Annotated in this window: 21 protein-coding genes; 3 read left to right on the top strand and 18 right to left on the bottom strand. The window is 67.1% G+C overall.

What is annotated here, in order from left to right; genetic code table 11:
- Nucleotides 1-155: 155 nt before the first annotated feature.
- The gene (locus LGM89_RS33540) at nt 156-869 is read right to left on the bottom strand and encodes a transposase (RefSeq protein WP_006477151.1); all 714 of its coding nucleotides are present in this window, start codon (nt 867-869) and stop codon (nt 156-158) included.
- Nucleotides 870-1,062: 193 nt separating this feature from the next.
- On the opposite strand from LGM89_RS33540, the gene LGM89_RS33535 reads away from it, so the two are divergent.
- Entirely contained in the window at nt 1,063-1,794 is a 732-nt protein-coding gene (locus LGM89_RS33535; protein WP_226275299.1) for an OmpW/AlkL family protein, read from the top strand.
- 169 nt (nt 1,795-1,963) lie between these two features.
- On the opposite strand, the gene ugpQ is transcribed toward LGM89_RS33535, so the two are convergent.
- The 12 genes from ugpQ to LGM89_RS33475 all read right to left on the bottom strand — a co-directional run bounded on the left by ugpQ (nt 1,964) and on the right by LGM89_RS33475 (nt 14,084).
- Nucleotides 1,964-2,737 (bottom strand): glycerophosphodiester phosphodiesterase, encoded by a 774-nt coding sequence (gene ugpQ, locus LGM89_RS33530; protein WP_226275298.1) that lies wholly within the window; start codon nt 2,735-2,737, stop codon nt 1,964-1,966.
- 28 nt (nt 2,738-2,765) lie between these two features.
- A complete protein-coding gene (locus LGM89_RS33525) occupies nt 2,766-3,851 on the bottom strand; it encodes a sn-glycerol-3-phosphate import ATP-binding protein UgpC (protein WP_226275297.1) in 1,086 nt (361 codons plus the stop codon).
- A gap of 32 nt (nt 3,852-3,883) precedes the next feature.
- Nucleotides 3,884-4,729, bottom strand: a complete 846-nt coding sequence (gene ugpE / locus LGM89_RS33520; protein WP_089444814.1) for a sn-glycerol-3-phosphate ABC transporter permease UgpE — start codon at nt 4,727-4,729, stop codon at nt 3,884-3,886.
- Complete coding sequence (gene ugpA, locus LGM89_RS33515) at nt 4,726-5,610, bottom strand: sn-glycerol-3-phosphate ABC transporter permease UgpA (RefSeq protein WP_089493958.1); 885 nt, start codon at nt 5,608-5,610, stop codon at nt 4,726-4,728. The genes ugpE and ugpA overlap by 4 nt, the downstream gene beginning before the upstream one ends.
- A gap of 102 nt (nt 5,611-5,712) precedes the next feature.
- Nucleotides 5,713-7,047 (bottom strand): sn-glycerol-3-phosphate ABC transporter substrate-binding protein UgpB, encoded by a 1,335-nt coding sequence (ugpB, locus tag LGM89_RS33510; protein ID WP_089424316.1) that lies wholly within the window; start codon nt 7,045-7,047, stop codon nt 5,713-5,715.
- Between the two features lie 90 nt (nt 7,048-7,137).
- Entirely contained in the window at nt 7,138-8,346 is a 1,209-nt protein-coding gene (locus LGM89_RS33505) for a deoxyguanosinetriphosphate triphosphohydrolase (protein ID WP_089493957.1), read from the bottom strand.
- Nucleotides 8,347-8,387: 41 nt separating this feature from the next.
- The gene (gene aroB / locus LGM89_RS33500) at nt 8,388-9,467 is read right to left on the bottom strand and encodes a 3-dehydroquinate synthase (protein ID WP_089439053.1); all 1,080 of its coding nucleotides are present in this window, start codon (nt 9,465-9,467) and stop codon (nt 8,388-8,390) included.
- Nucleotides 9,464-10,018 (bottom strand): shikimate kinase, encoded by a 555-nt coding sequence (locus LGM89_RS33495; RefSeq protein ID WP_089424313.1) that lies wholly within the window; start codon nt 10,016-10,018, stop codon nt 9,464-9,466. The genes aroB and LGM89_RS33495 overlap by 4 nt, the downstream gene beginning before the upstream one ends.
- Nucleotides 10,019-10,058: 40 nt before the next feature.
- Nucleotides 10,059-11,690: a type IV pilus secretin PilQ gene (locus LGM89_RS33490; protein ID WP_226275296.1), complete on the bottom strand. Its 1,632-nt coding sequence runs from the start codon at nt 11,688-11,690 to the stop codon at nt 10,059-10,061.
- Entirely contained in the window at nt 11,687-12,556 is an 870-nt protein-coding gene (locus LGM89_RS33485) for a pilus assembly protein (protein ID WP_226275295.1), read from the bottom strand. Before LGM89_RS33485 ends, LGM89_RS33490 begins: the two co-directional genes overlap by 4 nt.
- Nucleotides 12,553-13,161: a fimbrial protein gene (locus tag LGM89_RS33480; RefSeq protein WP_226275294.1), complete on the bottom strand. Its 609-nt coding sequence runs from the start codon at nt 13,159-13,161 to the stop codon at nt 12,553-12,555. The genes LGM89_RS33485 and LGM89_RS33480 overlap by 4 nt, the downstream gene beginning before the upstream one ends.
- Nucleotides 13,158-14,084, bottom strand: a complete 927-nt coding sequence (locus LGM89_RS33475) for a competence protein ComA (protein WP_226275404.1) — start codon at nt 14,082-14,084, stop codon at nt 13,158-13,160. The genes LGM89_RS33480 and LGM89_RS33475 overlap by 4 nt, the downstream gene beginning before the upstream one ends.
- 220 nt (nt 14,085-14,304) lie before the next feature.
- Between LGM89_RS33475 and LGM89_RS33470 the strand changes: the two genes are divergently transcribed.
- Nucleotides 14,305-16,695 (top strand): penicillin-binding protein 1A, encoded by a 2,391-nt coding sequence (locus LGM89_RS33470; protein ID WP_226207868.1) that lies wholly within the window; start codon nt 14,305-14,307, stop codon nt 16,693-16,695.
- A gap of 91 nt (nt 16,696-16,786) precedes the next feature.
- Here the strand turns inward: LGM89_RS33470 and cyaY are convergent, their stop codons facing one another.
- Nucleotides 16,787-17,116, bottom strand: coding sequence for an iron donor protein CyaY (cyaY, locus tag LGM89_RS33465; protein WP_069246934.1), 330 nt, complete (start codon nt 17,114-17,116; stop codon nt 16,787-16,789).
- 36 nt (nt 17,117-17,152) lie between these two features.
- On the opposite strand from cyaY, the gene lptM reads away from it, so the two are divergent.
- Nucleotides 17,153-17,428 carry an LPS translocon maturation chaperone LptM gene (gene lptM / locus LGM89_RS33460; protein ID WP_089455451.1) on the top strand — a complete coding sequence of 92 codons (276 nt, stop codon included), beginning with the start codon at nt 17,153-17,155 and terminating at the stop codon, nt 17,426-17,428.
- Between the two features lie 78 nt (nt 17,429-17,506).
- On the opposite strand, the gene msrQ is transcribed toward lptM, so the two are convergent.
- The 4 genes from msrQ to LGM89_RS33440 all read right to left on the bottom strand — a co-directional run bounded on the left by msrQ (nt 17,507) and on the right by LGM89_RS33440 (nt 22,779).
- On the bottom strand, nt 17,507-18,193 hold the full coding sequence (gene msrQ / locus LGM89_RS33455; protein ID WP_226275292.1) for a protein-methionine-sulfoxide reductase heme-binding subunit MsrQ: 687 nt from the start codon (nt 18,191-18,193) through the stop codon (nt 17,507-17,509).
- 20 nt (nt 18,194-18,213) lie between these two features.
- Nucleotides 18,214-19,209: a protein-methionine-sulfoxide reductase catalytic subunit MsrP gene (gene msrP, locus LGM89_RS33450; protein WP_089493949.1), complete on the bottom strand. Its 996-nt coding sequence runs from the start codon at nt 19,207-19,209 to the stop codon at nt 18,214-18,216.
- A gap of 158 nt (nt 19,210-19,367) precedes the next feature.
- Nucleotides 19,368-20,558, bottom strand: coding sequence for a c-type cytochrome biogenesis protein CcsB (gene ccsB, locus LGM89_RS33445; RefSeq protein WP_222215005.1), 1,191 nt, complete (start codon nt 20,556-20,558; stop codon nt 19,368-19,370).
- Between the two features lie 4 nt (nt 20,559-20,562).
- A complete protein-coding gene (locus LGM89_RS33440; protein ID WP_089493947.1) occupies nt 20,563-22,779 on the bottom strand; it encodes a cytochrome c biogenesis protein ResB in 2,217 nt (738 codons plus the stop codon).
- Nucleotides 22,780-22,817: the final 38 nt, after the last annotated feature.

Genomic DNA, 22,817 nt, shown 5'->3' with positions numbered 1-22,817 from the left:
TACGCGACGAATCAAAGGAATAGCAACAAAAACCGCTTGATCGAGCCCCAATAAAATGGATGCCTCGATCTGGTGCCGTTTTATTGGGGACGTATCGTTTTGGTGCAAAAAGAAGCGGCACCCGCAGCGCCGCCTCCTGAACCGCCATTCCTGCGTTACTGCTGGATCGGCGGCGTGTTTTCACGCACCTTTCTGGGGCGTCCGCGCGGCAGCGGCGACACGCGCCGGTTCGCGGTACGCGCCGCCCACTCGCGATAATTCTCGCCGCCGAGCACCCAGCCCTTCAACGTCGCCTGCTGCAGCTGGTCGGCCTGGCGCTCGTCGAGCGGCTGCTCGCACAGCTCCTTGTACGCGCGCTGGCGGTCGAACGGCGTATTGCCGAGCGCCCAGTAGAGCGGATGGTCGGTGATCAGGCTGTCGACGGTGAGCCCGACGTGGTGCCGGTAGCTCGACCAGCGATAGGCCTCGGGCGTCGCGACGAGCTGCGCGCGCACCGGGCTCATCTCGACCACGCGGCTCGCGAGCAGGAAATAGCGCTCGCCTTCGATCACGGTCGCGCGATAGCGGCCTTCCCACAGGGTGCCGCGCCGCGAATAGCGCCGGTTGAAATGCGCGACGTAGCGGCGACCGACTGCCTGCATCGCTTTCGGCAGGCTCGCTTCGTCGCTCGGCGTCACGAGCAGTTGCACCTGGCGCGGCAGCAGCACATAGGCGTGCACCGACAGGTGATGATCGCGCGCGGCGGCCTTCAGGCAATCGATGAAGAGTTCGTAGTCCTGGTCGTCGACGAACGCGGGTTGCTGATCCAGGCCGCGCAGTATCACGTGCTGCGGCTGGTCGGGAACGTAGAGTCGTGCTAACCGTGCCATGCTGAATGTCCGTTTGAACGCGTTAGGAAATACCCGGGGGTCCGAAAGTGCGCACCTGCGTAGAATGCCTGTCCCCGCGGGGCGCGAAAGCGTACGGTCGTACGAAACCTAGGGAGAAAACTCTAACTTACGAGCTTGTTTGGTTTTAAACGCAGTCGTCATAATGAGCACGCCTTTGATCGGAGGAGACACAATGAAACGAAAACTGGCCATTACGGGGGCCGCAGCGCTCGCATTCGCTTTCGCGGGCGGTACGGCACATGCACAATCCGCAGGTGATTTCTACGTCAGCACCGGCTGGCTGCACCTTTCGCCGCAGGACAGCAGCGACCCGCTGTTCGTCTACCGCGTAGGCGGCACGCCCATCAACCAATCCATTCCCAACACCGGCGCGGGCATCAACGACGCCGACACGCTGGGGCTCGCGGCGGGCTACTTCGTCACCGACCATATCTCCACCGAGCTCGTGATGGGGATACCGCCGAAGTTCGACATTACCGGCAAGGGTCAGTTCGATAGATTCGGCGTACTCGGCCGCGCGTACCAGTGGAGCCCCGCCGTCTTGCTGCGCTACCACTTCAACGACGCCAATGCGAAGTTCCGTCCGTATGTCGGTGTCGGCGCGACCTATGTCTGGTTCACCGGCGCGAAGATCACCAACGGCACGTTCGAGAACGGCGTGCTCGGCGGCCCGACCAGCGCGACGACCAGCAACCAGTGGGCGCCCGTCTTCAACGCCGGCTTCACGTACAACTTCACGAAGCACTGGTTCGCGGGGCTGTCGCTCTCGTACATCCCTGTCAGCGTGACCGCGACCTTCACGACGGCCCGCCGGACGCCGGTCGGCACCCTGACCGAAACGTCGAAAGCGAAGATCTCGCTGAACCCGATCGTCACGTACCTGAACCTCGGCTACCGCTTCTAAGCGTAGTCGAATATTTGGGGAATGGTTAATCCTGCTGCAATTTGTAGCGGATTTTTCGTGACGTAACGTCTCCACGATGCGAAACGCCCCGGCGGGAATCCCGTCGGGGCGTCGTTTTTTCGCATCAGGCACGTTCCTGACGCCGGTTTCGCCAGCCGTTGTCGCGCCGTCAGGGGATGGCGATGTCGTCCAGCGCTGCCGGCCCGATCAGGTCGATCCGGTCCGTGCAGACCGCGTCGACGCCCCAGCGGGCGAGTTCGCGTGCCCGTTCGAGGTCGTTTACCGTGTAAACCAGGATGCGCAGCCCGGCCGCCTTGATCGCGCGCACGAGCGGTGCGTCGAGCTGGGTGTGGTCTGCATGCAACGAAACGCAGCCGAGCGCGCCGACGACCTGCGCATGCCAGTCGTCCGGCACGGCCTCGTAGAGCATTCCGCGCGGCAGCGCAGGCGCCGTCGCGCGTGCCTGTTGCAGCGCATCGAACGAGAACGACGACAGGAGCGGCGGAACCGCGGCATCACGCCAGTACGCGGCCGCGTCGGCCGCCACGCGCTGCCCCGTCTCGCGCTCGCGCCCCGGGCACGGCTTGATCTCGACATTCGCGGCCAGCCCGTGGGCGAGGCAGCGCGCCGCCGCCGCCTCGAGCGTCGGCATCCGCTCGCCCGCGAAGCGCGCGTCGCGCCACGCGCCCGCATCGAGCGCGGCCAGCGCGTCATAACGCATATCCGCCGCCGCGCCGTGACCGTTCGACGTGCGGTCGACCGTGTCGTCGTGCAGCAGGAACGTCACGTCGTCGGCCGACAGCTTCGCGTCGAACTCGACCATCCGGTGGCCACGGCGCGCGCCCTCGTCGAGCGCGGCGAGCGTGTTCTCCGGCGCGAGCGTGCCGCCGCCGCGATGGGCGACGACGCGCGGATAAGGCCACCAGTCGGTACGGATCGTCATCGTCGGTCTCTCGGCAAGGTCAGCAGGGTCAGCCGGCACGCTTGCCGGTCTCGGGATCGAAGAAATGCAGCCGGTGCGCGGGCAGCGCGGCCGCCAGCGCCGTGCCGCGCGCGGGACGGTCCGCGTGCGGCAGGCGCACCGCGACGTCGTGACTGCCCCAGCGGCCGTGCGCGAGATTGTCCGCGCCGAGCAGCTCGCACGAGTCGACCGGCAGCGTCGCCTGCGCGACGCCCGGCTGCGGCGTCATGTGTTCCGGACGCACGCCGAGCACCCAGTCGCGCCCGGTGGCGATCTCGCGGCCGATGCCGGGGGCGCCCGCGACCGGCAGCGCGGGGCCGCCGCCCGCGACCGTAAACGTCGCGCCGTCGTCCGACAGCCGGCCGTGCATCAGGTTCATCGCCGGCGAGCCGATGAAGCCCGCGACGAACACCGTCGCCGGCTTCTCGTACACGTCGACCGGCGCGCCGATCTGCTCCGCGTAGCCGCGGTTCATCACGATCACGCGCTGCGCAAGGGTCATCGCCTCGATCTGGTCGTGCGTCACGTAGACGCTCGTCGTCGCGAGCCGCGCATGCAGCCGCTGGATCTCGAGCCGCATCTGTACGCGCAACTTCGCGTCGAGGTTCGACAACGGCTCGTCGAACAGGAACACCGACGGCTCGCGCACGATCGCGCGCCCCATCGCGACACGCTGCCGCTGGCCGCCCGACAGCTCGCGCGGCCGCCGCGCGAGCAGCGGCTCGAGCTCGAGGATCTTCGCGGCCGCGGCCACCCGCGAATCGATCGTCGCGCGCTCGATCCCGCGGATCTTCAGCCCGTAGCCCATGTTCTGCGCGACCGTCATGTGCGGGTACAGCGCATAGTTCTGGAACACCATCGCGATGTCGCGATCCTTCGGCTCCAGCGCGTTGACGACGCGCTCGCCGATCGCGATCTCGCCGTCCGTCACCGTCTCGAGCCCCGCGATCATCCGCAGCAACGTCGACTTGCCGCAGCCCGACGGGCCGACCAGCACGATGAATTCGCCGTCGGCGATCTCCACGTCGATGCCATGCAGCACGTGCTGCTTGCCGTCGTAGGATTTCCTGACGCCCTTCAAGCTCAGCGCAGCCATTCTTGGTCTTTCTCCCGGTTGCCGTCCGTCATTCATTTCTCGGAATCGACGAGGCCGCGCACGAACCAGCGCTGCATCGCCAGCACGACGACGAGCGGCGGGATCATTCCCAGCAGCGTCGCCGCCATCACGTATTGCCATTCGGTCGCGGCGTCGCCGCTCGCGATCATCGTCTTGATACCCACCACCGCCGTCGACAGCGACGCCTCCGTCGTGATCAGGATCGGCCACAGATACTGGTTCCAGCCGTAGATGAACGTGATCACGAACAGCGCCGCGATGCTCGTCTTCGACAGTGGCAGCACGACGTCCCAGAAGAACCGCAGCGGCCCCGCGCCGTCGATGCGTGCGGCATCCATCAGCTCGTCGGGCAGCGTCATGAAGAACTGGCGGAACAGGAACGTCGCGGTCGCCGATGCGATCAGCGGCAGCGTGAGCCCCGCGTAGGTGTTCGTCAGGTGCAGCGTCGACACGACCTGCACGGTCGGGAAGATCCGCACTTCCACCGGCAGCATCAGCGTGATGAAGATCAGCCAGAACGCCGTGTTGCGGAACGGGAAGCGGAAATAGACGATCGCGTACGCGGACAGGATCGACACCGCGATCTTGCCCACCGCGATGCCGAGCGCCATCGCGAAGCTGTTCACGAGCAGGCGGCCGAACGGCGCCGTCGTACCGCCGCTGCCATGCCCCCAGATGTACGCGACGTTCTCGAACAGGTGCGTGCTCGGCACGAGCGACAGCGGCACCGTGAACACTTCCTGCGCGTTCATCGTCGCCGCGCAGAACGCGACGTAGACGGGAAACACGATCAGCACCACACCCGCGATCAGCACCGCGTGGCAGAACAGGTCGAAGCCCTTGCGATTTTCGATCATGCGTATTGCACCCTGCGTTCGACGAAGCGGAACTGGATCACCGTGAGCCCGACGACGATGATCATCAGCACGACCGACTGCGCGCCCGAGCTGCCAATGTCGAGCCCCTGGAAGCCCTCCGCGAAGATCTTGTAGATCAGTGTCTTCGTGCTCTGCGCCGGACCGCCGCCAGTGGCCGCGTCGATCACCGGGAACGTGTCGAAGAACGCGTAGACGAGGTTCACGACCAGCAGGAAGAAGCTGGTGGGCGACAGCAGCGGCAGCACGATGTTGAAGAAGCGCCGTACCGGCCCGGCGCCGTCGATCGCCGCCGCCTCGATCAGCGAGCGCGGAATCGCCTGCAGGCCCGCGTAGAAGAACAGGAAGTTGTAGCTCACCTGCTTCCACACCGATGCGAGCACGACGAGGAACATCGCCTGCCCGCCGTTCAGCGCGTGATTCCACACGATGCCGCTCTTCGCGAGCGCATAGGTGATCAGGCCGATGCTCGGGTTGAACAGGAACGCCCACAGCACGGCAGCGATGGTCGGGGCGACCGCGTATGGCCAGATCAGCAGCGTGCGGTACACGCGCGCGCCGCGGATCACGCGATCGGCGCACGCGGCGAGAACCAGCGACACGACGAGCCCGCTCACCGTGACGAGCGAACTGAACACGAGCGTCGTGCGGAACGAATCGAGATATAGCGGATCGGCGAACAGGTGCGCGAAGTTCGCAAGGCCGACGAATTCGCTCGACGTGCCGAACGCGTCCTGCATCTGCGTCGACTGCCATAGCGCGACGCCGGCCGGCCACAGGAAGAACACGGCGGTGATCGCGAGCTGCGGCGCGATCAGCAGGTACGGCAGCAGGCTCGTACCGAAACGGGAACGGGATTGCATCGCGAAGATCCGGTCAGGCGCAACGGAAAGGGGGCGTGCCGCCGGCCGGCACGCGCATCCGCACTGGATGCGACGCGGCCGGCGGCACGGTGCGATGCGGGCTCAGCCGCCCGACTTCTCGAAGCGGCGCAGCAGTTCGTCGCCGCGCGACGCGGCCGAATCGAGCGCGTCCTTCGGCGACTTCTTCTGCGCCCAGACCTGTTCGAACTCCTCGTCGACCACCGTGCGGATCTGCGGCATGTTACCCAGGCGCAGCCCCTTCGTGTACGGCAGCGGTGGCTTGTTCAGCATCTGCTTGATCGCGGTTTCGGCGCTCGGGTTCTTCGCGTAGAAGCCCTGCTGGCGCGTGAGGTCGTACGCCGCGGTCGTCACGGGCAGGTAGCCCGTGTCCTGGTGCCACTTCGCGGCGACCGCCGGCGAGGCCAGGTACGCGAGGAATTTCGCGACGCCCTTGTAGGTCGCCGGATCCTTGCCCGCCAGCACCCACAGGCTCGCACCGCCGATGATCGCGTTCTGCGGAGCGCCCTTCACGTTCGCGTCGTACGGCATCATGCCCGTGCCGTAGCTGAACTTCGCGAACTTCTGCACGTTCGCGAGCGCGCCCGACGACGTCGTCAGGATCCCGCAGTCGCCGCTGTAGAACTTCGCCGACGCCTCATCCTTGCGGCCCGCGTACGTGAACGTGCCGTCCTTCGCCATCTGTTGCAGGAACGAGATGTGCGCAATCTGCTGCGGCTTGTTGAATTCGAGCGCCGCGTCGGTACCGTCGAAGCCGTTGTTGCGGCTCGCGAACGGCAGCCCGTGCCACGCGCTGTAGTTCTCGAGCTGGATCCAGCCCTGCCAGCCGGTCGTGAAGCCGCACGCCATCCCCGACTTGCGCAGCTTCTCGGCATCGGCCTGCACGTCGGCCCACGTCTTCGGCGGCTGGTTCGGGTCGAGCCCGGCCTTCTTGAACGCGTCCTTGTTGTAGTACAGCACCGGCGTCGAGCTGTTGAACGGCATCGAGACGAGATGGCCCGTCTTCGCGTCGCTGTAGTAGCTCGCGATGGTCGGCACGAACGCCTTTTCGTCGAGCGGCACGCCGGCCTGCTTGAACACGTCGTAGACGGGCACGACGGCCTTCTTCGCCTGCATCATCGTGGCCGTGCCGACTTCGTAGACCTGGAGGATCGCCGGCGCGTTGCCGCTGCGATAGGCGGCGATGCCGGCCGCGAGCGCCTGGTCGTAGGTGCCCTTGAAGACCGGCACGATCTTGTAGTCGCTCTGCGACGCATTGAACTGGTCGGCGATCGCATTGACCCGCTCGCCGAGCGCGGCCTCCATCGCATGCCAGAACTGGATTTCCGTCGCGGCGAGCGCCACGTGCTGTACCCCGAACATCAGCGCGCCGCCGAGCGCGATCGAACGAACCAGTGTCCCCGCAGGCTTCTTCTTCATCGACCTCTCTCCTATGAAAACGTTACCAACAGCGTGTGCAACATTCCCGTCGCCATTGAACCGGCGAAGTCTAGTGATCGTTTGTGACAGTCAGTTGTCGCCGATGACGAACAGGCGCTGATACTCCTTCAGCGCGAAGCGGTCGGTCATGCCGGCGATGTAGTGCGCGACGAGGCGCGGCTGCTGCGCGGTGTCGTCGGACTGGTACGGCGGCGGCAACAGGCGCGGATCGTCGATGAACGCGTCGAACAGGCCGGTGACGACCCGCTGCGCCTTGCTCGCCATGCGCATCACCTTGTAGTGGCGATAGAGGTTCTTGAAGAGGAAACGCTTGAGGGCGGCCGCCTGCGCGGCGACCGTTTCGCTGTGCGACACGAGCGGCGGCGCGGCGCGCACGTCGTCGAGCGATGCGGGCGCGACACGCGCGAGATTGCGCGTCGTCTCGTCGATCAGGTCGACGATCAGCGTGTTGATGATGCGGCGCACCGTCTCGTGCACGAGACGGCGGCCTTCGAGGTACGGGAATTCGGCGAGCGCCGCCTCGTAGTGGCGCTGCCACAGCTCGACTTCCGCGAGCTGCTCGATCGTGATCAGGCCGGAACGCAGGCCGTCGTCGACGTCGTGGTTGTTGTACGCGATCTCGTCCGCGATGTTGGCGAGCTGCGCTTCGAGCGACGGCTGGCGGCCTTGCAGGAAGCGCTCGCCGAGCGCGCCGAGCTTGCGCGCATTCTCGCGCGAGCAGTGCTTCAGAATGCCTTCGCGCGTCTCGAAGCACAGGTTCAGCCCGTCGAACGCGCCGTAGTGCTCCTCGAGCTCGTCGACGACCGCGAGGCTCTGCAGGTTGTGCTCGAAGCCGCCATGCTCGCGCATGCAGGCATTCAGCGCGTCCTGCCCGGCATGGCCGAACGGCGTATGGCCGAGGTCGTGCGCGAGCGAGATCGCTTCGACGAGATCCTCGTTCAGGCGCAGGTTGCGCGCGACCGAGCGCGCGATCTGCGCGACTTCGAGACTGTGCGTGAGACGGGTGCGGAACAGGTCGCCTTCGTGATTGACGAAGACCTGCGTCTTGTATTCGAGCCGGCGAAATGCGGTCGAATGGACGATGCGGTCGCGGTCGCGCTGGAATTCGGTGCGCGCCGCCGGCGGTGCTTCCGGATGGCGACGGCCGCGCGACTGCGACGCATGTGCCGCATACGGAGCGAGATGGGCTTCCAGCGCCGCCAGCGTCGGCGGCTCGGCCACCGGCGCAACTGACGCGTGGCCGGCTTCGGGCAGTGTGCTGCTGGATGTCTCGCTCACGTCTCCTCCATGTCAGGGGCGCCGGGGCATCCGGGCCGCCGTTAGCGGGTGGTCTGCGCCAGTGTGGCGAACACGGCTTCGTCCGGCGCCTGCGTGATCAGCGTATCGCCGAATCGCTTCAGCAGGATGAACTTGATCGCGCCGGCCTCGGCCTTCTTGTCGACACGCATCAGGTCCATATAGCGCGCATCGCCGAGCGCGGGCCCGCGGGTCGGCAGGTGCGCAGCCGCGATCACCGCATCGAGGCGCTGCCGCGACGCTTCGTCGAGCAGGCCGAGCCGCACCGACAGATCACCCGCCATCACCATCCCACAGCCGACCGCCTCGCCGTGCAGCCATTCGCCGTAGCCGAGCCCGGCCTCGATCGCATGGCCGAACGTGTGGCCGAAATTCAGGATCGCACGCAGGCCGCCTTCGCGTTCGTCGGCCGCCACCACGCTTGCCTTGATCTCGCACGAGCGCTTCACCGCATGCGCGAGCGCAGCCGGGTCGCGACGGTTCAGCGCGTCGACGTTCGCCTCGATCCAGTCGAAGAATTCCGCATCGGCGATCGCGCCGGTCTTGATGATCTCGGCGACGCCGGCTGCCAGTTCGCGGTCGGGCAGCGTCGTCAGCGCGCCGATGTCCGCGATCACGGCCTGCGGCTGGTAGAACGCGCCAATCATGTTCTTGCCGAGCGGGTGGTTGATGCCCGTCTTGCCGCCGACCGACGAGTCGACCTGCGACAGCAGCGTCGTCGGCACCTGGATGAACGGCACGCCGCGCATGTAGCACGCGGCGGCAAAGCCCGTCATGTCGCCGATCACGCCGCCGCCGAGCGCGACGAGCGTCGTCTTGCGGTCCGCGCGGTCGGTCAGCAGGCCGTCGAAGATCAGGTTCAGCGTTTCCCAGTTCTTGTACGCCTCGCCGTCCGGCAGCACGACCGTCGACACGCGTTTGCCGAGCGGCGCAAGCGCCGCGCGCAGCGCGTCGCCGTAGAGCGGATCGACCGTCGTGTTCGTGACGATCGTGACGGACGAGCCCTTGATATGCGGCGCGAACAGCTCGGCGCGACCGATCAGGCCGGCGCCAATGTGAATCGGATAGGCGCGGTCGCCCAGGTCGACGTTGACAGTAATCATGCTTGTAGCGGCTTGGCGATGACGCCGGCCAGTTCGAGTTGCATCAGCACCATGTTGACGAGACCGTTGACCGACGGACGGCCGGTCTCGATGACGAAATCCGCGCATTCGCGGTACAGCGGGTCGCGTACCTCGTACAGCGCTTCGAGACGCCCCTTCGGATCTTCGGTCTGCAGCAGCGGGCGATTCTTGTCCTTGCGCGTGCGCAGCCACAGATCGTGCGGATTGGCACGCAGGTAGACGACGATGCCGTGGTTTTTCAGGCAGTCGCGGTTTTCCGGGCGCAGCACCGCGCCGCCGCCCGTCGCGAGCACGATGTTCTCGCGCTGCGTGAGATCGGCGATCACCTGCGTTTCGCGATCGCGAAACCCGGCCTCGCCCTCCATCTCGAAGATCACCGGAATGCGCGCGCCCGTGCGGGCCTCGATTTCGTGGTCGGAGTCGAAGAACGTCCTGTCGAGACGGCGCGCGACCGCACGGCCCACGGTGGTCTTACCCGCTCCCATAAGGCCGACGAAAAATACGTTTGCATGTGGGTCCCGCGCTTGCAACGGCTTCCTCTGCTTCAATCTTGCTGGTGTGTGGCGCAGCTTACTGGCAAAGCGGCTGCCTTGTCGAGCCTGCGCCGGCGGCTTCCGGCCCCGTTTTCTCGGCATCCGTGCTGACCGCGCCGCGCGCATTACAGCGCGCATCGACGACGGTCGGCGTGATGAAGACGACCAGCTCGTTACGTTGATCGCGTTGCGCGCGGTGCCGGAAAAGCGCGCCCAGAAACGGTATTTTGCCCAAGAGCGGCACGCGCGTCACATCGTTCCGGTTCAGTTGTTCATAGATCCCGCCGATCGCGACCGTCCCGCCGTTCTCGACCTCGACGCGCGTCTGGACGTGCTTCGTATGGATCGCCGGGCCGGCCGCCGTCGGCTCGCCGATACTGTCCTTCGTCACGTCCAGGTCGAGCACCACGCGCCCGTCCGGCGTGATTTGCGGCTCGACCTCCAGTTTGAGCGTGGCCCGGCGGAACTGCACGCCGCTCACGCCGTTCCCGACCTTCGCCTGGTACGGCAACTCCGACCCCTGTTCGACGATGGCCTTGACGCGGTCGGCGGTCACCACGCGCGGGCTCGAAACGATCTGGCCCCGCCCCTGTGCCTCGAGCGCGCTCAGTTCGACGTCGAGCACACGGCTGAGCGGCGCGGCGAACAGCGTGAAGCCGGCGGTTGCCGCTTCGAAGCCGCCGAGCGGCCGTGCAGCCAGGTCGAGCGCATTGCGGGCACCGGTCGCTAACGTGGCGCTCTCGCCCGACGGCGGCCGCTCCTGCGCGCGCAGCGCGACACGTGCGCCGAGATTGCGCGAAAAACCCTGCTCGCCCTCGACGATGCGGGCCTCGATCCGGACCTGCCGCGACGGCCGGTCGATCGCCTCGATCAGGCTCGCGACCTGGTCGAGACGCGGCGCGAGATCGGTGACGAACAGCAGGTTCGTGCGCGGATCGGCCGCCGCTGCGCCACGCTTCGACAGCAGCCGCTGGCCGGTCGCGCCGGCCAGCAGTCGCTGCACGTCCTGCGCGCGCGGGTAGTGCAGCGCGAACGTCCGGCTCGCAAGCGGCTCCAGATCGGCGGCCCGCGCGTGCATTTCGAAGCGCTCGCGTTCGCGGGCGGCCAGTTCGACCGCCGGCGTGACCCATATCACGTTGCCCCGCCGGGTCATCGCGAGCCCGTGCGTGTCGAGTAGCGTGTCGAAGGCATCGCGCCAAGGGACATTGTTCAGACGTAACGTGACGGTGCCGCGCACCTGCTCGCTGACGACGATATTGAGCCCCGTGAACCGCGCGAACGCGTCGAACGCGGCCGCAAGCCCTGCGCCCTGCAGATTCAGCGAGATCCGCCGCGTGTCGTCCGCATCGCCCGGTTGCCGGGCCGCAGCGTCGCCCATCCGGGCCGGCGGCGCCAACGGGATCGGCGGCCCCTCCAGCCCGGGTGCCGAGGTGGCGGCCTCCGCCTGAAACGCCGCGCGAGCCGCCTGGTCGAACGGCGGCGGCCCGGCCTCCGTCGCTACGGCGTGATCCGCCCCGTCCACCCCGCCTTGTGGCAATGGAAGGCCCGGCACCTGCGCATCCAACGATGCGGCAGGCCAGACGGCCGGCAGCGGCGGCAATGACGCGCTTGCACTGGCCGCGGTCAAGCCGACCCAAACGGCGAGCACCCGGCATCCGTGCTTGATCATGGCCGCCTCCCGTCGTCCAGCGTGACCCGGTACGCGCCATCCGCCGTTGCGAGCGTCACGGTGACGGGGTCGACGCGCACCACTCGCGCGGCCCCGAGGGTATCGCCGGGAACCACGGCCGTGAACGCGCCGCCACCGTCGTCGAACAGCGCGAGACCTGCATGACCGTCGCGAATCGTGCCAGCCAGGCGGGCAGCCGCCCCGTGCGCTTCGGACGAACCGGCCTCGCCGAACGGATCGGCGCCGGGTGCGCCGGCCAGAACCGACGCCTCCCCGCCTGTGAACGTTGGCGCCGGCAACGCCGGAAACACGTCGACGGACATTTCAACGCGCGCGGCCTCCTTTCCCCGTTCGACACGCAGCGCGGACGGCACTGCCAGCACCGGGAAGCGGGCCAGCTCGCCGACCATCTGCAGCAACGCGTGAAAGCGGCCCTCCGCGACGATGCGCACCGTGCGCCTGCCGTCCGGCACTGCGCCGTCGGCGCGCAACGGTTCGATCGATACGTCGCGCAGCCCGCTCGACGCGGCGCGATCCGCCAGTTCCAGCATCAACGCAGCCCATTCCGGCGTACGCGGCGAGCGATCGCCGTGTGCCGCCGCCGGCTGCACGCCGCGTTGCCGTGCAGCGGCAGCCAGGACACGCCGCGCGTCGGCCTCCCGCATCTGCGCCGCGGCGAGCAACGCGCGGCCATGCGCGAGCCCGCTCCAGTCGGCAGCATTCGCCAGATGAATGCCGCCCGCGAGCACGGCCGCGAATGCGAGCCCACAGCCTGCGAGGTGCGCAGCCGCCGGCGACACGCGCCGCATGCCGCCTCGCCATCCGTCGCTGCGCAGTGCGGACCGATGCGCGAGCACCGCCGTCATGCGCCACCTCCCGACGCTTTCCGGGACGCCATCGCGTCGAGCCAGCGCAGCTGGATCGAGAACCGGAACGGCATCCCGCCTGTCACGACCGGAGCACCGGAAGCAGGCTTCAGTGCATCGATATCGATCCGCCAGCCACGTTGCTCGCGCGCCATCCCCCCGAGCCATCGCGCGGCCGCCCGGTAGCTCGCGGCACGCGCGTCGAGCACGGCACCGGCCGACGTCGTGCGCAGCGCATCGAGCCGGACGGTGCCGTCGCGCACCTGCGCCAGTGTGGCCAGCAGCCCTGCGACGTGCCGATAAGGCGCGGCGAGCGCGGCCGCCTGCGCGTCGCGTTGCGCGGCAACGGCCGCAGCCTTGGCTGCGCGTGTCGCGGCCCCCACCTGCGGCTGCAACTGCCGCAGCCGCGCCTCCACACTCGCGCGCTCGGCATCCACGCGCCACCGCGCCCCGGTGGCGGCGCCCGTCCACAGGCCGACGCCGAGCACACCAAGCAGAATCGCCGCACCGCACTGCGCGGCGCGGCGACGTCGCAACGCCTGCGCCAGCCGCTCGCGGTACGGCAGCAGGTTGAAGCCGCCCGGCTCCGCACGACAGGCCGTCATTCCCACACCCCGCGCAATGCCAGCCCGAATGCGACCGCCCATGCCGGGCCGCCCGGCATGCCGGCGGGCAGGCATGGCTGCCCATTCCAGCCGGTGCAGTCGAACGACACCGCAACCGCGCCGAGCACGTCGCCAATCTCGGCGACGGACGTGTCGAAGCGGGCGATACACCGCTCGTCCCCTGACACGAGTACGCAACACACGGCCCCGAGCGCGCGCTGGCGCAATGCATCGGAGAACGCCCCCGGCACGGCGCCGGACAGCGTCAGCACCGGTACGGCCAACGGGCCGTCAATCCGCCAGCCGTGCACGCCCGAGTCATGGAACCAGAGCGCCGCGTAGGGGCCCGCCTGCGCGTCGGGTTCGAATTGCGCGGCATAGCGCAACGCACGCAGCGCCGCGGCCGACTCGCCGTCGACCACCGTCAGGTCGACACCGGCCTGGGCGGCCACGTCGATCCGCCGTTCGAGCAGCGCCAGCGGAGCCACGGCAATCTCGATCTCGCCGGCTCCCGCGCCGCCGTCCTGCCGCCAGTCGAACGCGAGACTGTCCGGCGCCAGCCCCGAAATGCGTTCGGCCGCCTGCCGCGCAGCGTCCTCGACATCGGCCCGCCCGGCCAGGTCGAGCGTCGCGGTGCGCATCTCGTCATCGTGCAACGCCATCACGCCGCGCGCGTCGCACCGCACCCCGGCCGCCGACAGCCTCGACACGGCGGCGGCCAGCGCACGCGCAACCGCCGCCCAGCGCGCATCCTCCGGGCCGCCCGCCAACCCGACCGGCTCCCGCTCCAGCCCCTCGACGCACACCTCCGCGCCCCGGCCGCACCGGCTCAGCACGGCCACCCTCACCTCGTCTGCACCGACGTCGATTCCCGTCGACCGATGCCCACCCTGCGCAAACCGCGCTCGCCATCGTCCCGCCATCCCATCCTCCCGAAATCGTCGCGGCCCATGCCGCGTTTCCGAGACCTGATTCTGCAAATCGGCGCGTGCGGCCGACAGTCGGCCTAACGGCCAGCATCCGCTCGCGACGGCCATGCGCAGGCTATGCTGGAAGCACGCCAGACCGCGTCTTCGCGGCGGGCGCCCCCCGCGTCAGGACCGGTCTTACCGGGCAGCTATAATCGCGAGACTGTTTTCCGGTATGCCTATGCAATCCACGACTCCTACGTCCCCGCCTCCCGCCCCGGAGCCGAAGAAGCGGCCCTGGTGGCAAAAAGTCCTGCTCGGATTCGCCACGATGTGCGTCGCGCTCGTCGTGGCCGGCGGCCTCGTGCTCGGCTACGCGCTCGTCGTTGCGTGGCCGAACATGCCGTCGCTCGACGCGCTGACCGACTATCGGCCGAAGGTGCCGCTGCGCATCTATACGTCCGATCACGTGCTGATCGGCGAATTCGGCGAAGAGCGCCGCGACGTCGTCCATTTCAAGGACGTGCCCGATTCGCTGAAGAAGGCGATCCTCGCGATCGAGGATGCACGCTTCTACGATCACGGCGGCGTCGACCTCACCGGCATCGTCCGCGCCGGCATCGTCGCGCTGACGAACGGCCATGCGTCGCAGGGTGCGAGCACGATCACGATGCAGGTCGCGCGCAACTTCTTCCTGTCGAGCGAGAAGACCTACACGCGCAAGATCTACGAGATGCTGCTCGCGTACCGGATCGAGCGTGCGCTGACGAAGGATCAGATTCTCGAGGTCTACATGAATCAGATCTATCTCGGCCAGCGCGCGTATGGCTTCGCCAGCGCCGCGCGGGTCTACTTCGGCAAGGACCTGAAGGACATCTCGCTCGCCGAAGCCGCAATGCTTGCCGGGCTGCCGAAGGCGCCGTCCGCGTACAACCCGGTCGTGAACCCGAAGCGTGCGAAGGTGCGCCAGGAATACATCCTGCAACGGATGCTCGAGCTGAACTTCATCTCGCGCGAGCAGTATGACGAGGCCGTCGCGCAGCCGCTCGTCGTCAAGGGCCCGGGCCGCGATTTCAGCGTGCACGCCGAGTACGTCGCGGAAATGGTCCGACAAATGATGTACGCGCAGTACCGTGAGGAAACCTACACGCGCGGCTTCAACGTCGTCACGACGATCGACTCCGCGGATCAGCAGGTCGCGTACACCGCGCTGCGCAAGGGCATCATGGATTACGAACGCCGGCACGGCTATCGCGGGCCGGAAGGCTTCATCGAGCTGCCGGCCGGTGCCGACGACCGCGAACAGGCGATCGACGATGCGCTGCTCGAACACCCCGACAACGGCGAACTGATCGCCGCGGTCGTCACGGCCGCCAGCCCGCGCCAGATCACGGTCGCATTCATCGACGGCAGCAATGCGACGATCGAGGGCGACAACCTGCGCTTCGCGTCGGGCGCGCTGTCGGCCAATGCGCAGCCGAATCGCCGCATCCGCCCGGGCGCGATCGTCCGCGTCGTGAAGAACGACGCCGGCAAATGGTCGATCACGCAGTTGCCGCAGGTCGAGGGGGCGTTCCTGTCGATCGTCCCGCAGGACGGCGCGATCCGCTCGCTCGTCGGCGGCTTCGACTACAACAAGAACAAGTTCAACCACGTCACGCAGGCGTGGCGGCAGCCGGGTTCGTCGTTCAAGCCGTTCATCTATTCGGCGTCGCTCGACAAGGGCCTCGGGCCGGCCACCGTGATCAACGACGGCCCGCTGTATTTCAGCGCCGCCGAAACGGGTGGCCAGCCCTGGGAGCCGAAAAACTACGGCGGCGGCTTCGAAGGCCCGATGTCGATGCGCACCGCGCTGCAGCGCTCGCGCAACCTCGTGTCGATCCGGATCCTGAACCACATCGGCACGAAGTACGCGCAGCAGTACATCACCCGCTTCGGCTTCGACGCCGAACGCCATCCGGCCTACCTGCCGATGGCACTCGGCGCGGGCCAGGTCACGCCCCTGCAGATGGCGGGCGCGTACTCGGTCTTCGCGAACGGCGGCTACCGCGTCAATCCGTACCTGATCGCCGAAGTCACCGATCCGAACGGCGCGATCGTCGTGCGTGCGCAGCCGCTCGTCGCCGAGCAGAATGCGCCGCGCGCGATCGACCCGCGCAACGCGTACGTGATGAACAGCCTGCTGCAGAGTGTCGCGCAGCGCGGCACGGGCGCACGGACCAACGTGCTGAAGCGCACCGACCTCGCGGGTAAGACCGGCACGACGAACGACTCGCACGACGCGTGGTTCGCCGGCTACCAGCACACGCTCGCCGCGATCGCGTGGATCGGCTACGACAATCCGCGCAGCCTCGGCGATCGCGAAACGGGGGGCGGCCTGTCGCTGCCGGTCTGGATCGACTACATGGGCGCCGCGCTGAAGGGCGTGCCCGAGTTCAAGCCGACGATGCCGGACGGTGTCGAATCGCTCGGCGGCGAGTTGTACTTCACCGAGTTCGCGCCGGGCCACGGCTTCGTGTCGACGGTCGGCGTACCGCAGGCACCGGCCGCGCAGAACGTCGACGCCACCGTGCCGCACGTCGACGAGCAGGAAAAGCAGGACATCATGAACCTGTTCGCGCACTGACCACCGGCCCGGACATGAAAAAAGCGCCCCGCGGGGCGCTTTTTCCTTGGCACGACGCGTCGACGCGCAGCCCCGGCTTCGGCCGGAGCGGTTACGGCGCGCTGAACGTGATCGGCAGGCCGGCCTGCTGCGTCGCGTATTCGGTGAGCGCCGAGAAAAACTCGGTGCCCGTGCGCGTGTCGCGCCATTCGCCGTCGATGAAACGGTAGTGGAAACCGCCCGCCCTCGCGGCGATCCACACTTCCTTCATCGGCGGCTGCAGGTTGACGATGATCTTCGAGCCGTTCTCGAACGTCAGCGTCAGGACGCTGCCGTTGCGCTCCAGATCGATGTCGTGATCGCCGTCGTTGGCGTCGTCGACGGTACGCTCGACGGCCGCCAGCACGGCCTCGGCACGGGTCAGGTATTCGGTATCGGACATGCTAAACTCTATCGGTTCAATTGTTCAGGGACGATCATGCGAGTCGTTTTCCGGATGAGCGCGATTGTAGCGGCTTTGGCGATTCTTGCTGGCTGCGGTCAAAGCGGCGCGCTCTATCTGCCCACCGTGCCTCCGATGCCCAAGCCACTCCAGCAGCAGGACACCCCGCCGTCGGACGTGAAGCCGACCGATGAAAACGCGTCGTCCGACAGTGTGCCCGATTCGTCCGGCACGCCGCTCACGCTGTCACCCGAACTGTCGAGCAGCGCATCGTCGATGCCTGCACCAGCGTCGAGCCCGGCCGCGAAGTAACGACGCGCCGCCTGCACGGCTCACGAAACAAGGCGATGACATCCCGGTCATCGCCTTTTGTTTTTTCAGGCTGCGCCGTCACGCGCGCACGCGCCGCCATCCCCATGCGATGAGCCGCCAGCCGAGCAGCACGGCGACGATTCCCGCATACAGCTTCGGCTGCGCCAGATTGTGCTTGCCGGCTCGCATCCACCAGAAGTGCAGCACGGCGAGCAGCGCGATCACGTAGATCGCGCTGTGCAGCGTCGCCCAGTGGCGGCCCAGGCGGCGCACCATCGCGCGCGGCGACGTCGCCGCGAGCGGAATCAGCAGCACGAACGCGGCGAAACCGACCGTGATGAACGGGCGCTTGCCAACGTCCTTCAGGATCGCGACGACGTCGAACCACTTGTCGAACCACAGGTAGGTCGTGAAGTGCAGCGTCGCGTAGAAGAACGCGAACAGCCCGATCATCCGCCGAAAGCGCAGCAGCGTGGCGAACCCCGTCATGCGCCGAAGCGGCGTGACGGCGAGCGTGATGCACAGGATCACGAGCGTCCAGAGCCCCGTCGAGCGCGTGATGAACTCGATCGGATTCGCGCCGAGCCGGTCGGTCAGCCCGAACAGCACGAGTCGCGCGAGCGGATAAAGGCCGGCCGCGAAAACCAGCACCTTAGCCGGCGCGAGCCAGCGCGGCGCAGCGGGACGGACCGCGCCGCGCCGTGCGGCACGTGCAGCCTGGCCGGCGCCGGTCGTGGGCGCGGCCGTCAGCGTCGAAGGGGGCATGTCGTTTCTCACCATCGCCCTCAGAAGTTCTTCTTCAGGTCCATGCCCTGATACATCGACGCGACCAGGTCGCCGTAGCCGTTGAACATCAGCGTCTTGCGCTTCGGCGTGAAAAAGCCGTCCTCGCCGATGCGCCGCTCGGTCGCCTGGCTCCAGCGCGGATGATCGACGTTCGGGTTCACGTTCGAATAAAAGCCGTACTCGTTCGACGCGTACGTGTTCCAGCTCGTCTTCGGCTGCTTGTCGACGAAGCGGATCTTCACGAGCGACTTCGCGCTCTTGAAGCCGTACTTCCACGGTACGACGATCCGCACCGGCGCGCCGTTCTGGTTCGGCAGCACCTGCCCGTAAACGCCCATTGTCAGCAGCGTCAGCGGATTCATCGCCTCGTCCATCCGCAATCCTTCCGAGTACGGCCAGTCGAGCACGGGCGTCGAGAGGCCGGGCATCTGCGACGGATCGGCCAGCGTGACGAACTGCACGTATTTCGCGTTGCCGGTCGGCTGCACGCGCTTGATCAGCTCGGACAGCGGCACGCCGATCCACGGGATCACCATCGACCAGCCCTCGACGCAGCGCAGCCGGTACACGCGCTCCTCGAGCGGCGCGAGCTTCAGCAGTTCGTCGAGATCGAACACCTTCGGATGCAGCACCTCGCCCTCGACGCTCACCCGCCACGGGCGCGGCCGCAGCGTGCCCGCGTTTTGCGCGGGGTCGCTCTTGTCGGTGCCGAATTCGTAAAAGTTGTTGTAGGTGGTGATGTCCTTGAACGGCGTCACCTTGTCGGCCGCGACGAACTTCGGATTCGTCTTCGCCGCGAGCTTCGCGGCCCGCGCATCGGGCGACGCATAGCCGGCCAATGCTGCGCCGCTGCCGCCGAGCAACCCGCCCGCCGCCGCGAGGCCGGCCGCCTGCAATACGCGCCGCCGGTTCTCGAACACCGCTCGCGGCGTGATTTCGCCGGGCGCAATATCGCCGCCGGTCAGTACGTTCCGCAAAGGGCGTTTGATCCACATCGTGCTGCTCCTCCTGCCTGCGCCGCGCGCAGTTTCATGAGCGTTCGACCCGGCCCGTCTTGCGCCGTTCGACGCCCGGACCGCCCGCCCGTTACAAAAGAAAACCGCCGGGCACGCAGTGCACCGGCGGTCTCATAGTCGGACGAACAGCGGAAATCTTACAGCTTGCCGTAGCTGTGCAGCCCGGACAGGAACATGTTGACGCCGAGGAACGCGAAGGTCGTCACGAGCAGGCCCGTGAGCGCCCACCATGCGGCCACCGTGCCGCGCAGGCCCTTCATCAGGCGCATGTGCAGCCACGCCGCGTAGTTGAGCCACACGATCAGCGCCCAGGTTTCCTTCGGGTCCCAGCTCCAGTAGCCGCCCCATGCTTCGGCGGCCCACAGCGCGCCGAGGATCGTCGCGATCGTAAAGAACGCGAAACCGACCGCGATCGACTTGTACATCACGTCGTCGAGCACGTCGAGCGTCGGCAGGCGATCGGCGAGCACGCCGCGCTCCTTCATCAGGTACGCGACCGACACCATCGCCGACAGCGCGAAGCTGCCATAGCCGATGAAGTTCGCCGGCACGTGGATCTTCATCCACCAGCTTTGCAGCGCCGGCACGAGCGGCTGGATCTGCTGCGCGTCGCGCGCGACCGAGTACCACATCAGGAAGCCGACGGCCGCGCTGATCACCAGCAGCACGAATGCGCCGAGCGAGCGCGTGCCGTAGTGGCCTTCGTAATACAGATAGAGCAGCGCAGTGATCAGGCTGAACAGCACGAACACTTCATACAGGTTCGATACCGGAATGTGCCCGACGTCCGCACCGATCAGGTAGGACTCGTACCAGCGCACCATCAGGCCGGTGAAGCCCATCAGCACGGCGACCCACGTGAGCTTCTGGCCGATCGCGGAGCCCGACTCCGAGCGCGCGAGCAAGCCGATCCAGTAGAAGATCGTCGCGAGCACGAACAGCGCGCTCATCCACAGGATCGCCGACTGGCTCGACAGAAAGTATTTGAGGAAGAACGCCGAATCGGCGCGCGCGAGATCGCCCTGGTAGATCTGGATCGACAGCAACGCCAGCACGGCGATCGACGCCATCATCAGTCGCGCGGGCTTCCAGCGCCAGCCGAGCGCGATGAGCGCCGGCACGGTGCCGATCATCACCGCCTTGTCGTAGTAATCCATGTGCGCGTTGTAGTGCACGAGCGCATAGCCCGCGCCCACCACGAGCGCCAGTGCGAACAGCCAGTCGAGCAGCGACAGGCGCGCGAGGAACGGACGGTCGTCGAACAGCGGCGCCGTAACCGGAGCCTGGGCCGACGCCCGATGGGAAGAGGAGACTTGCGTGAGATCCATGATGTTACCGGGTGGAATTCTCGGAATCGGAACCGCCGCCGGCAGGCGGACGGGCCGTCGATACCGCACCGGCCGGTGCGGCGTCGCGAGGTGCGGCGTGCAAGGCGGCACCGGCCGCGTCGCGCGTCTGCACGAACTCTTTCTCGAAATCGAAGGTCTTGCGGGCCGTGGACATTGCCATCACCACATCGACGCCCGAACCGGCGTCCTTCAACCAGAACCAGAGGCGCCGCTCGCGCACGTAGAACATCGAGAAGATGCCGGCGACCAGCAGCAGGCTGCCAAGATACACCAGATTCTTGCCGGGTGCGCGCGTCAACTGAAATACCGAAGCTTGCACCTGCTTGAATGAGTCAAGCTGCAAATAGACCGGCGATCCATACAAAAAGCTGTCGGATAGCGCGTTGATCGCGTTCTGCACGAAGCGGATCGTGTCGGTGCCCTGCTGCGCCGCCGGCTCGCCCGCACGCTCGCGCGCGATCTGCCAGACCTCCCACATCGAGCCTTCGAGCATGCGCAACAGCAGGCTCGCGGCCTTCTCCTGCTCGGCCTTCGGCACCGAGCGGTCGATGAACGTCGCCACGGCCTGGAAGCCGCCGATCGGCTGGCCATCGGCGCCACGGCCGACGCTGTCGTCGCCCGCCGCAAAAAGGGTCAGCACCTTCAGCGCGCTGTCCTGCAGGCGGCTGCGCAGCGATGCGTCCATGCCCGGCAGCGAACGCTGCGCGAAGCGCGCAGCGGCCTCGGCGCGCGCGGACGGATCCTCGAGCGCGGCACGCAGGTGCATCCATTCGCCGATCGAATCCTGGCTGTCGGCCGGAATCCGCATGTAGCGGAACGGGTCGTTCGGGCTCGCACGAACGCCGGCGAGGAACACGCGCTCGCCGTTCATGTCGACGGGCAGCATGTAGTTGTTGAATTCGCGCGCCTGGCCGTCCTTGCCGCGGATCTTGTACTGCACGGACGGGCCGATGTTGTGGAGCTGCGTCGGCTTCGACGTCTTCGCGCCGGAGCCCAGGCGTTCGTCGAACGCTTCCTTCAGCGAGCTCGTCGTCGCGACACCGCGCACGTCCGGCTTGCCGTTCGCGTCGGCCATGTTCTCGACGTTGATCGCGCGGAAATCGGAGAACTCGATCGTGTCGCCGTCGTTGCCCGGCATCTGCAGCGGCGCCGAACTGCCGATCGTCCCCTTCACGGGGAAGGTTTTCGCGTTGCCGCCGGTCATCGGGTAGGCCGTCATCTGCATCTGCGAGCCGCCGTCCTGGAAGCTCGACTGGTAGATCGACACGCCCTTGTACGTGAACGGCTTGTTGACCTCGACGCGCGCCGGGATCTTCTGGCCGGTCTCGCGATCGATCACGACGATGTCGCTCGCGAACAGCTTCGGCATGCCCGTCGTGTAGTAGTCGACGATGAATTTGTTGAGCTGGATCGAGAACGGCAGGTCCTGGATCAGCGAGCCGCTCGGCTGGTTCAGGATCGCGGTCGACACGAACTGCCCCTCGGGCACCCACGCGTAGCCGCGGAACGTCGGGTTCGACGCGGACAGGCGATGGTCGGGCGAGATCTCGCTGATCGTCGCGCTCGTGTTGACCGGGCTCTTGCCGAACATCCACATCTGGAATTTGATCGGCAGGTTGCTGTCGAGCAGGCCGCCGATACAGATCACGACGATCGCGAGGTGCGCGGAGATGTAGCCCCACTTGGTCATTGCACCGCGCTTCGCGGAGATCAGCGTCGCGCCGTCGTTCTCACGCACGATGTGCTTGTAGCCGGCCTTGGTGACGAACGTCGCGAGCGTCGCCGTGACCGTCGCGCGCGTGCCGGACGTCGTGTATTCGGCCTTGTGGTGGAACGCCCGCAGGCTGCCTTCGCGAACCTTGTCCTTCCAGCTCTTCGCATCGGCGAGCATCTTCGGCGCGTTGCGGATCACGCACAGCGAGATCGACACGACGAGGAAGATCAGGATCAGCATGAACCACCACGCGCTGTACACGTTGTACAGGCCGAGCGAGCGGAAGATGTCCGCCCAGAACGGCCCGAACTGGTTCACATAATTCGGATACGGATCGTCCTGGGTCAGGACCGTGCCGATGATGCTCGCAATCGACAGCACCACCAGCAGCGCAATCGCGAAGCGCATCGAGCTCAGCAACTCGACCGCACGCTTCGGTGCACCCTGACCCGACTTCGACTGCAACCCCGACGTGGTAACGCTCATTCAAACTCCGACTCAGGGGAAACAGCCCCCAACGCTCA

Origin of the sequence: Burkholderia sp. AU31624 (assembly GCF_020420065.1) — a bacterium.
GTDB lineage: Bacteria > Pseudomonadota > Gammaproteobacteria > Burkholderiales > Burkholderiaceae > Burkholderia.
The sequence above is the reverse complement of the archived record's forward strand: the minus strand, read 5'-3'. Positions and strand labels throughout refer to the sequence as shown.

Bases quoted from the DNA above. Each gene is read 5' to 3' on its own strand.
- LGM89_RS33540 (WP_006477151.1), bottom strand. From the start codon at position 869: ATGGCACGGTTAGCACGACTCTACGTTCCCGACCAGCCGCAGCACGTG.
- LGM89_RS33535 (WP_226275299.1), top strand. From the start codon at position 1,063: ATGAAACGAAAACTGGCCATTACGGGGGCCGCAGCGCTCGCATTCGCT.
- ugpQ (WP_226275298.1), bottom strand. From the start codon at position 2,737: ATGACGATCCGTACCGACTGGTGGCCTTATCCGCGCGTCGTCGCCCAT.
- LGM89_RS33525 (WP_226275297.1), bottom strand. From the start codon at position 3,851: ATGGCTGCGCTGAGCTTGAAGGGCGTCAGGAAATCCTACGACGGCAAG.
- ugpE (WP_089444814.1), bottom strand. From the start codon at position 4,729: ATGATCGAAAATCGCAAGGGCTTCGACCTGTTCTGCCACGCGGTGCTG.
- ugpA (WP_089493958.1), bottom strand. From the start codon at position 5,610: ATGCAATCCCGTTCCCGTTTCGGTACGAGCCTGCTGCCGTACCTGCTG.
- ugpB (WP_089424316.1), bottom strand. From the start codon at position 7,047: ATGAAGAAGAAGCCTGCGGGGACACTGGTTCGTTCGATCGCGCTCGGC.
- aroB (WP_089439053.1), bottom strand. From the start codon at position 9,467: ATGATTACTGTCAACGTCGACCTGGGCGACCGCGCCTATCCGATTCAC.
- LGM89_RS33490 (WP_226275296.1), bottom strand. From the start codon at position 11,690: ATGATCAAGCACGGATGCCGGGTGCTCGCCGTTTGGGTCGGCTTGACC.
- LGM89_RS33485 (WP_226275295.1), bottom strand. From the start codon at position 12,556: ATGACGGCGGTGCTCGCGCATCGGTCCGCACTGCGCAGCGACGGATGG.
- LGM89_RS33480 (WP_226275294.1), bottom strand. From the start codon at position 13,161: ATGACGGCCTGTCGTGCGGAGCCGGGCGGCTTCAACCTGCTGCCGTAC.
- LGM89_RS33475 (WP_226275404.1), bottom strand. From the start codon at position 14,084: ATGGCGGGACGATGGCGAGCGCGGTTTGCGCAGGGTGGGCATCGGTCG.
- LGM89_RS33470 (WP_226207868.1), top strand. From the start codon at position 14,305: ATGCCTATGCAATCCACGACTCCTACGTCCCCGCCTCCCGCCCCGGAG.
- cyaY (WP_069246934.1), bottom strand. From the start codon at position 17,116: ATGTCCGATACCGAATACCTGACCCGTGCCGAGGCCGTGCTGGCGGCC.
- lptM (WP_089455451.1), top strand. From the start codon at position 17,153: ATGCGAGTCGTTTTCCGGATGAGCGCGATTGTAGCGGCTTTGGCGATT.
- msrQ (WP_226275292.1), bottom strand. From the start codon at position 18,193: ATGCCCCCTTCGACGCTGACGGCCGCGCCCACGACCGGCGCCGGCCAG.
- msrP (WP_089493949.1), bottom strand. From the start codon at position 19,209: ATGTGGATCAAACGCCCTTTGCGGAACGTACTGACCGGCGGCGATATT.
- ccsB (WP_222215005.1), bottom strand. From the start codon at position 20,558: ATGGATCTCACGCAAGTCTCCTCTTCCCATCGGGCGTCGGCCCAGGCT.
- LGM89_RS33440 (WP_089493947.1), bottom strand. From the start codon at position 22,779: ATGAGCGTTACCACGTCGGGGTTGCAGTCGAAGTCGGGTCAGGGTGCA.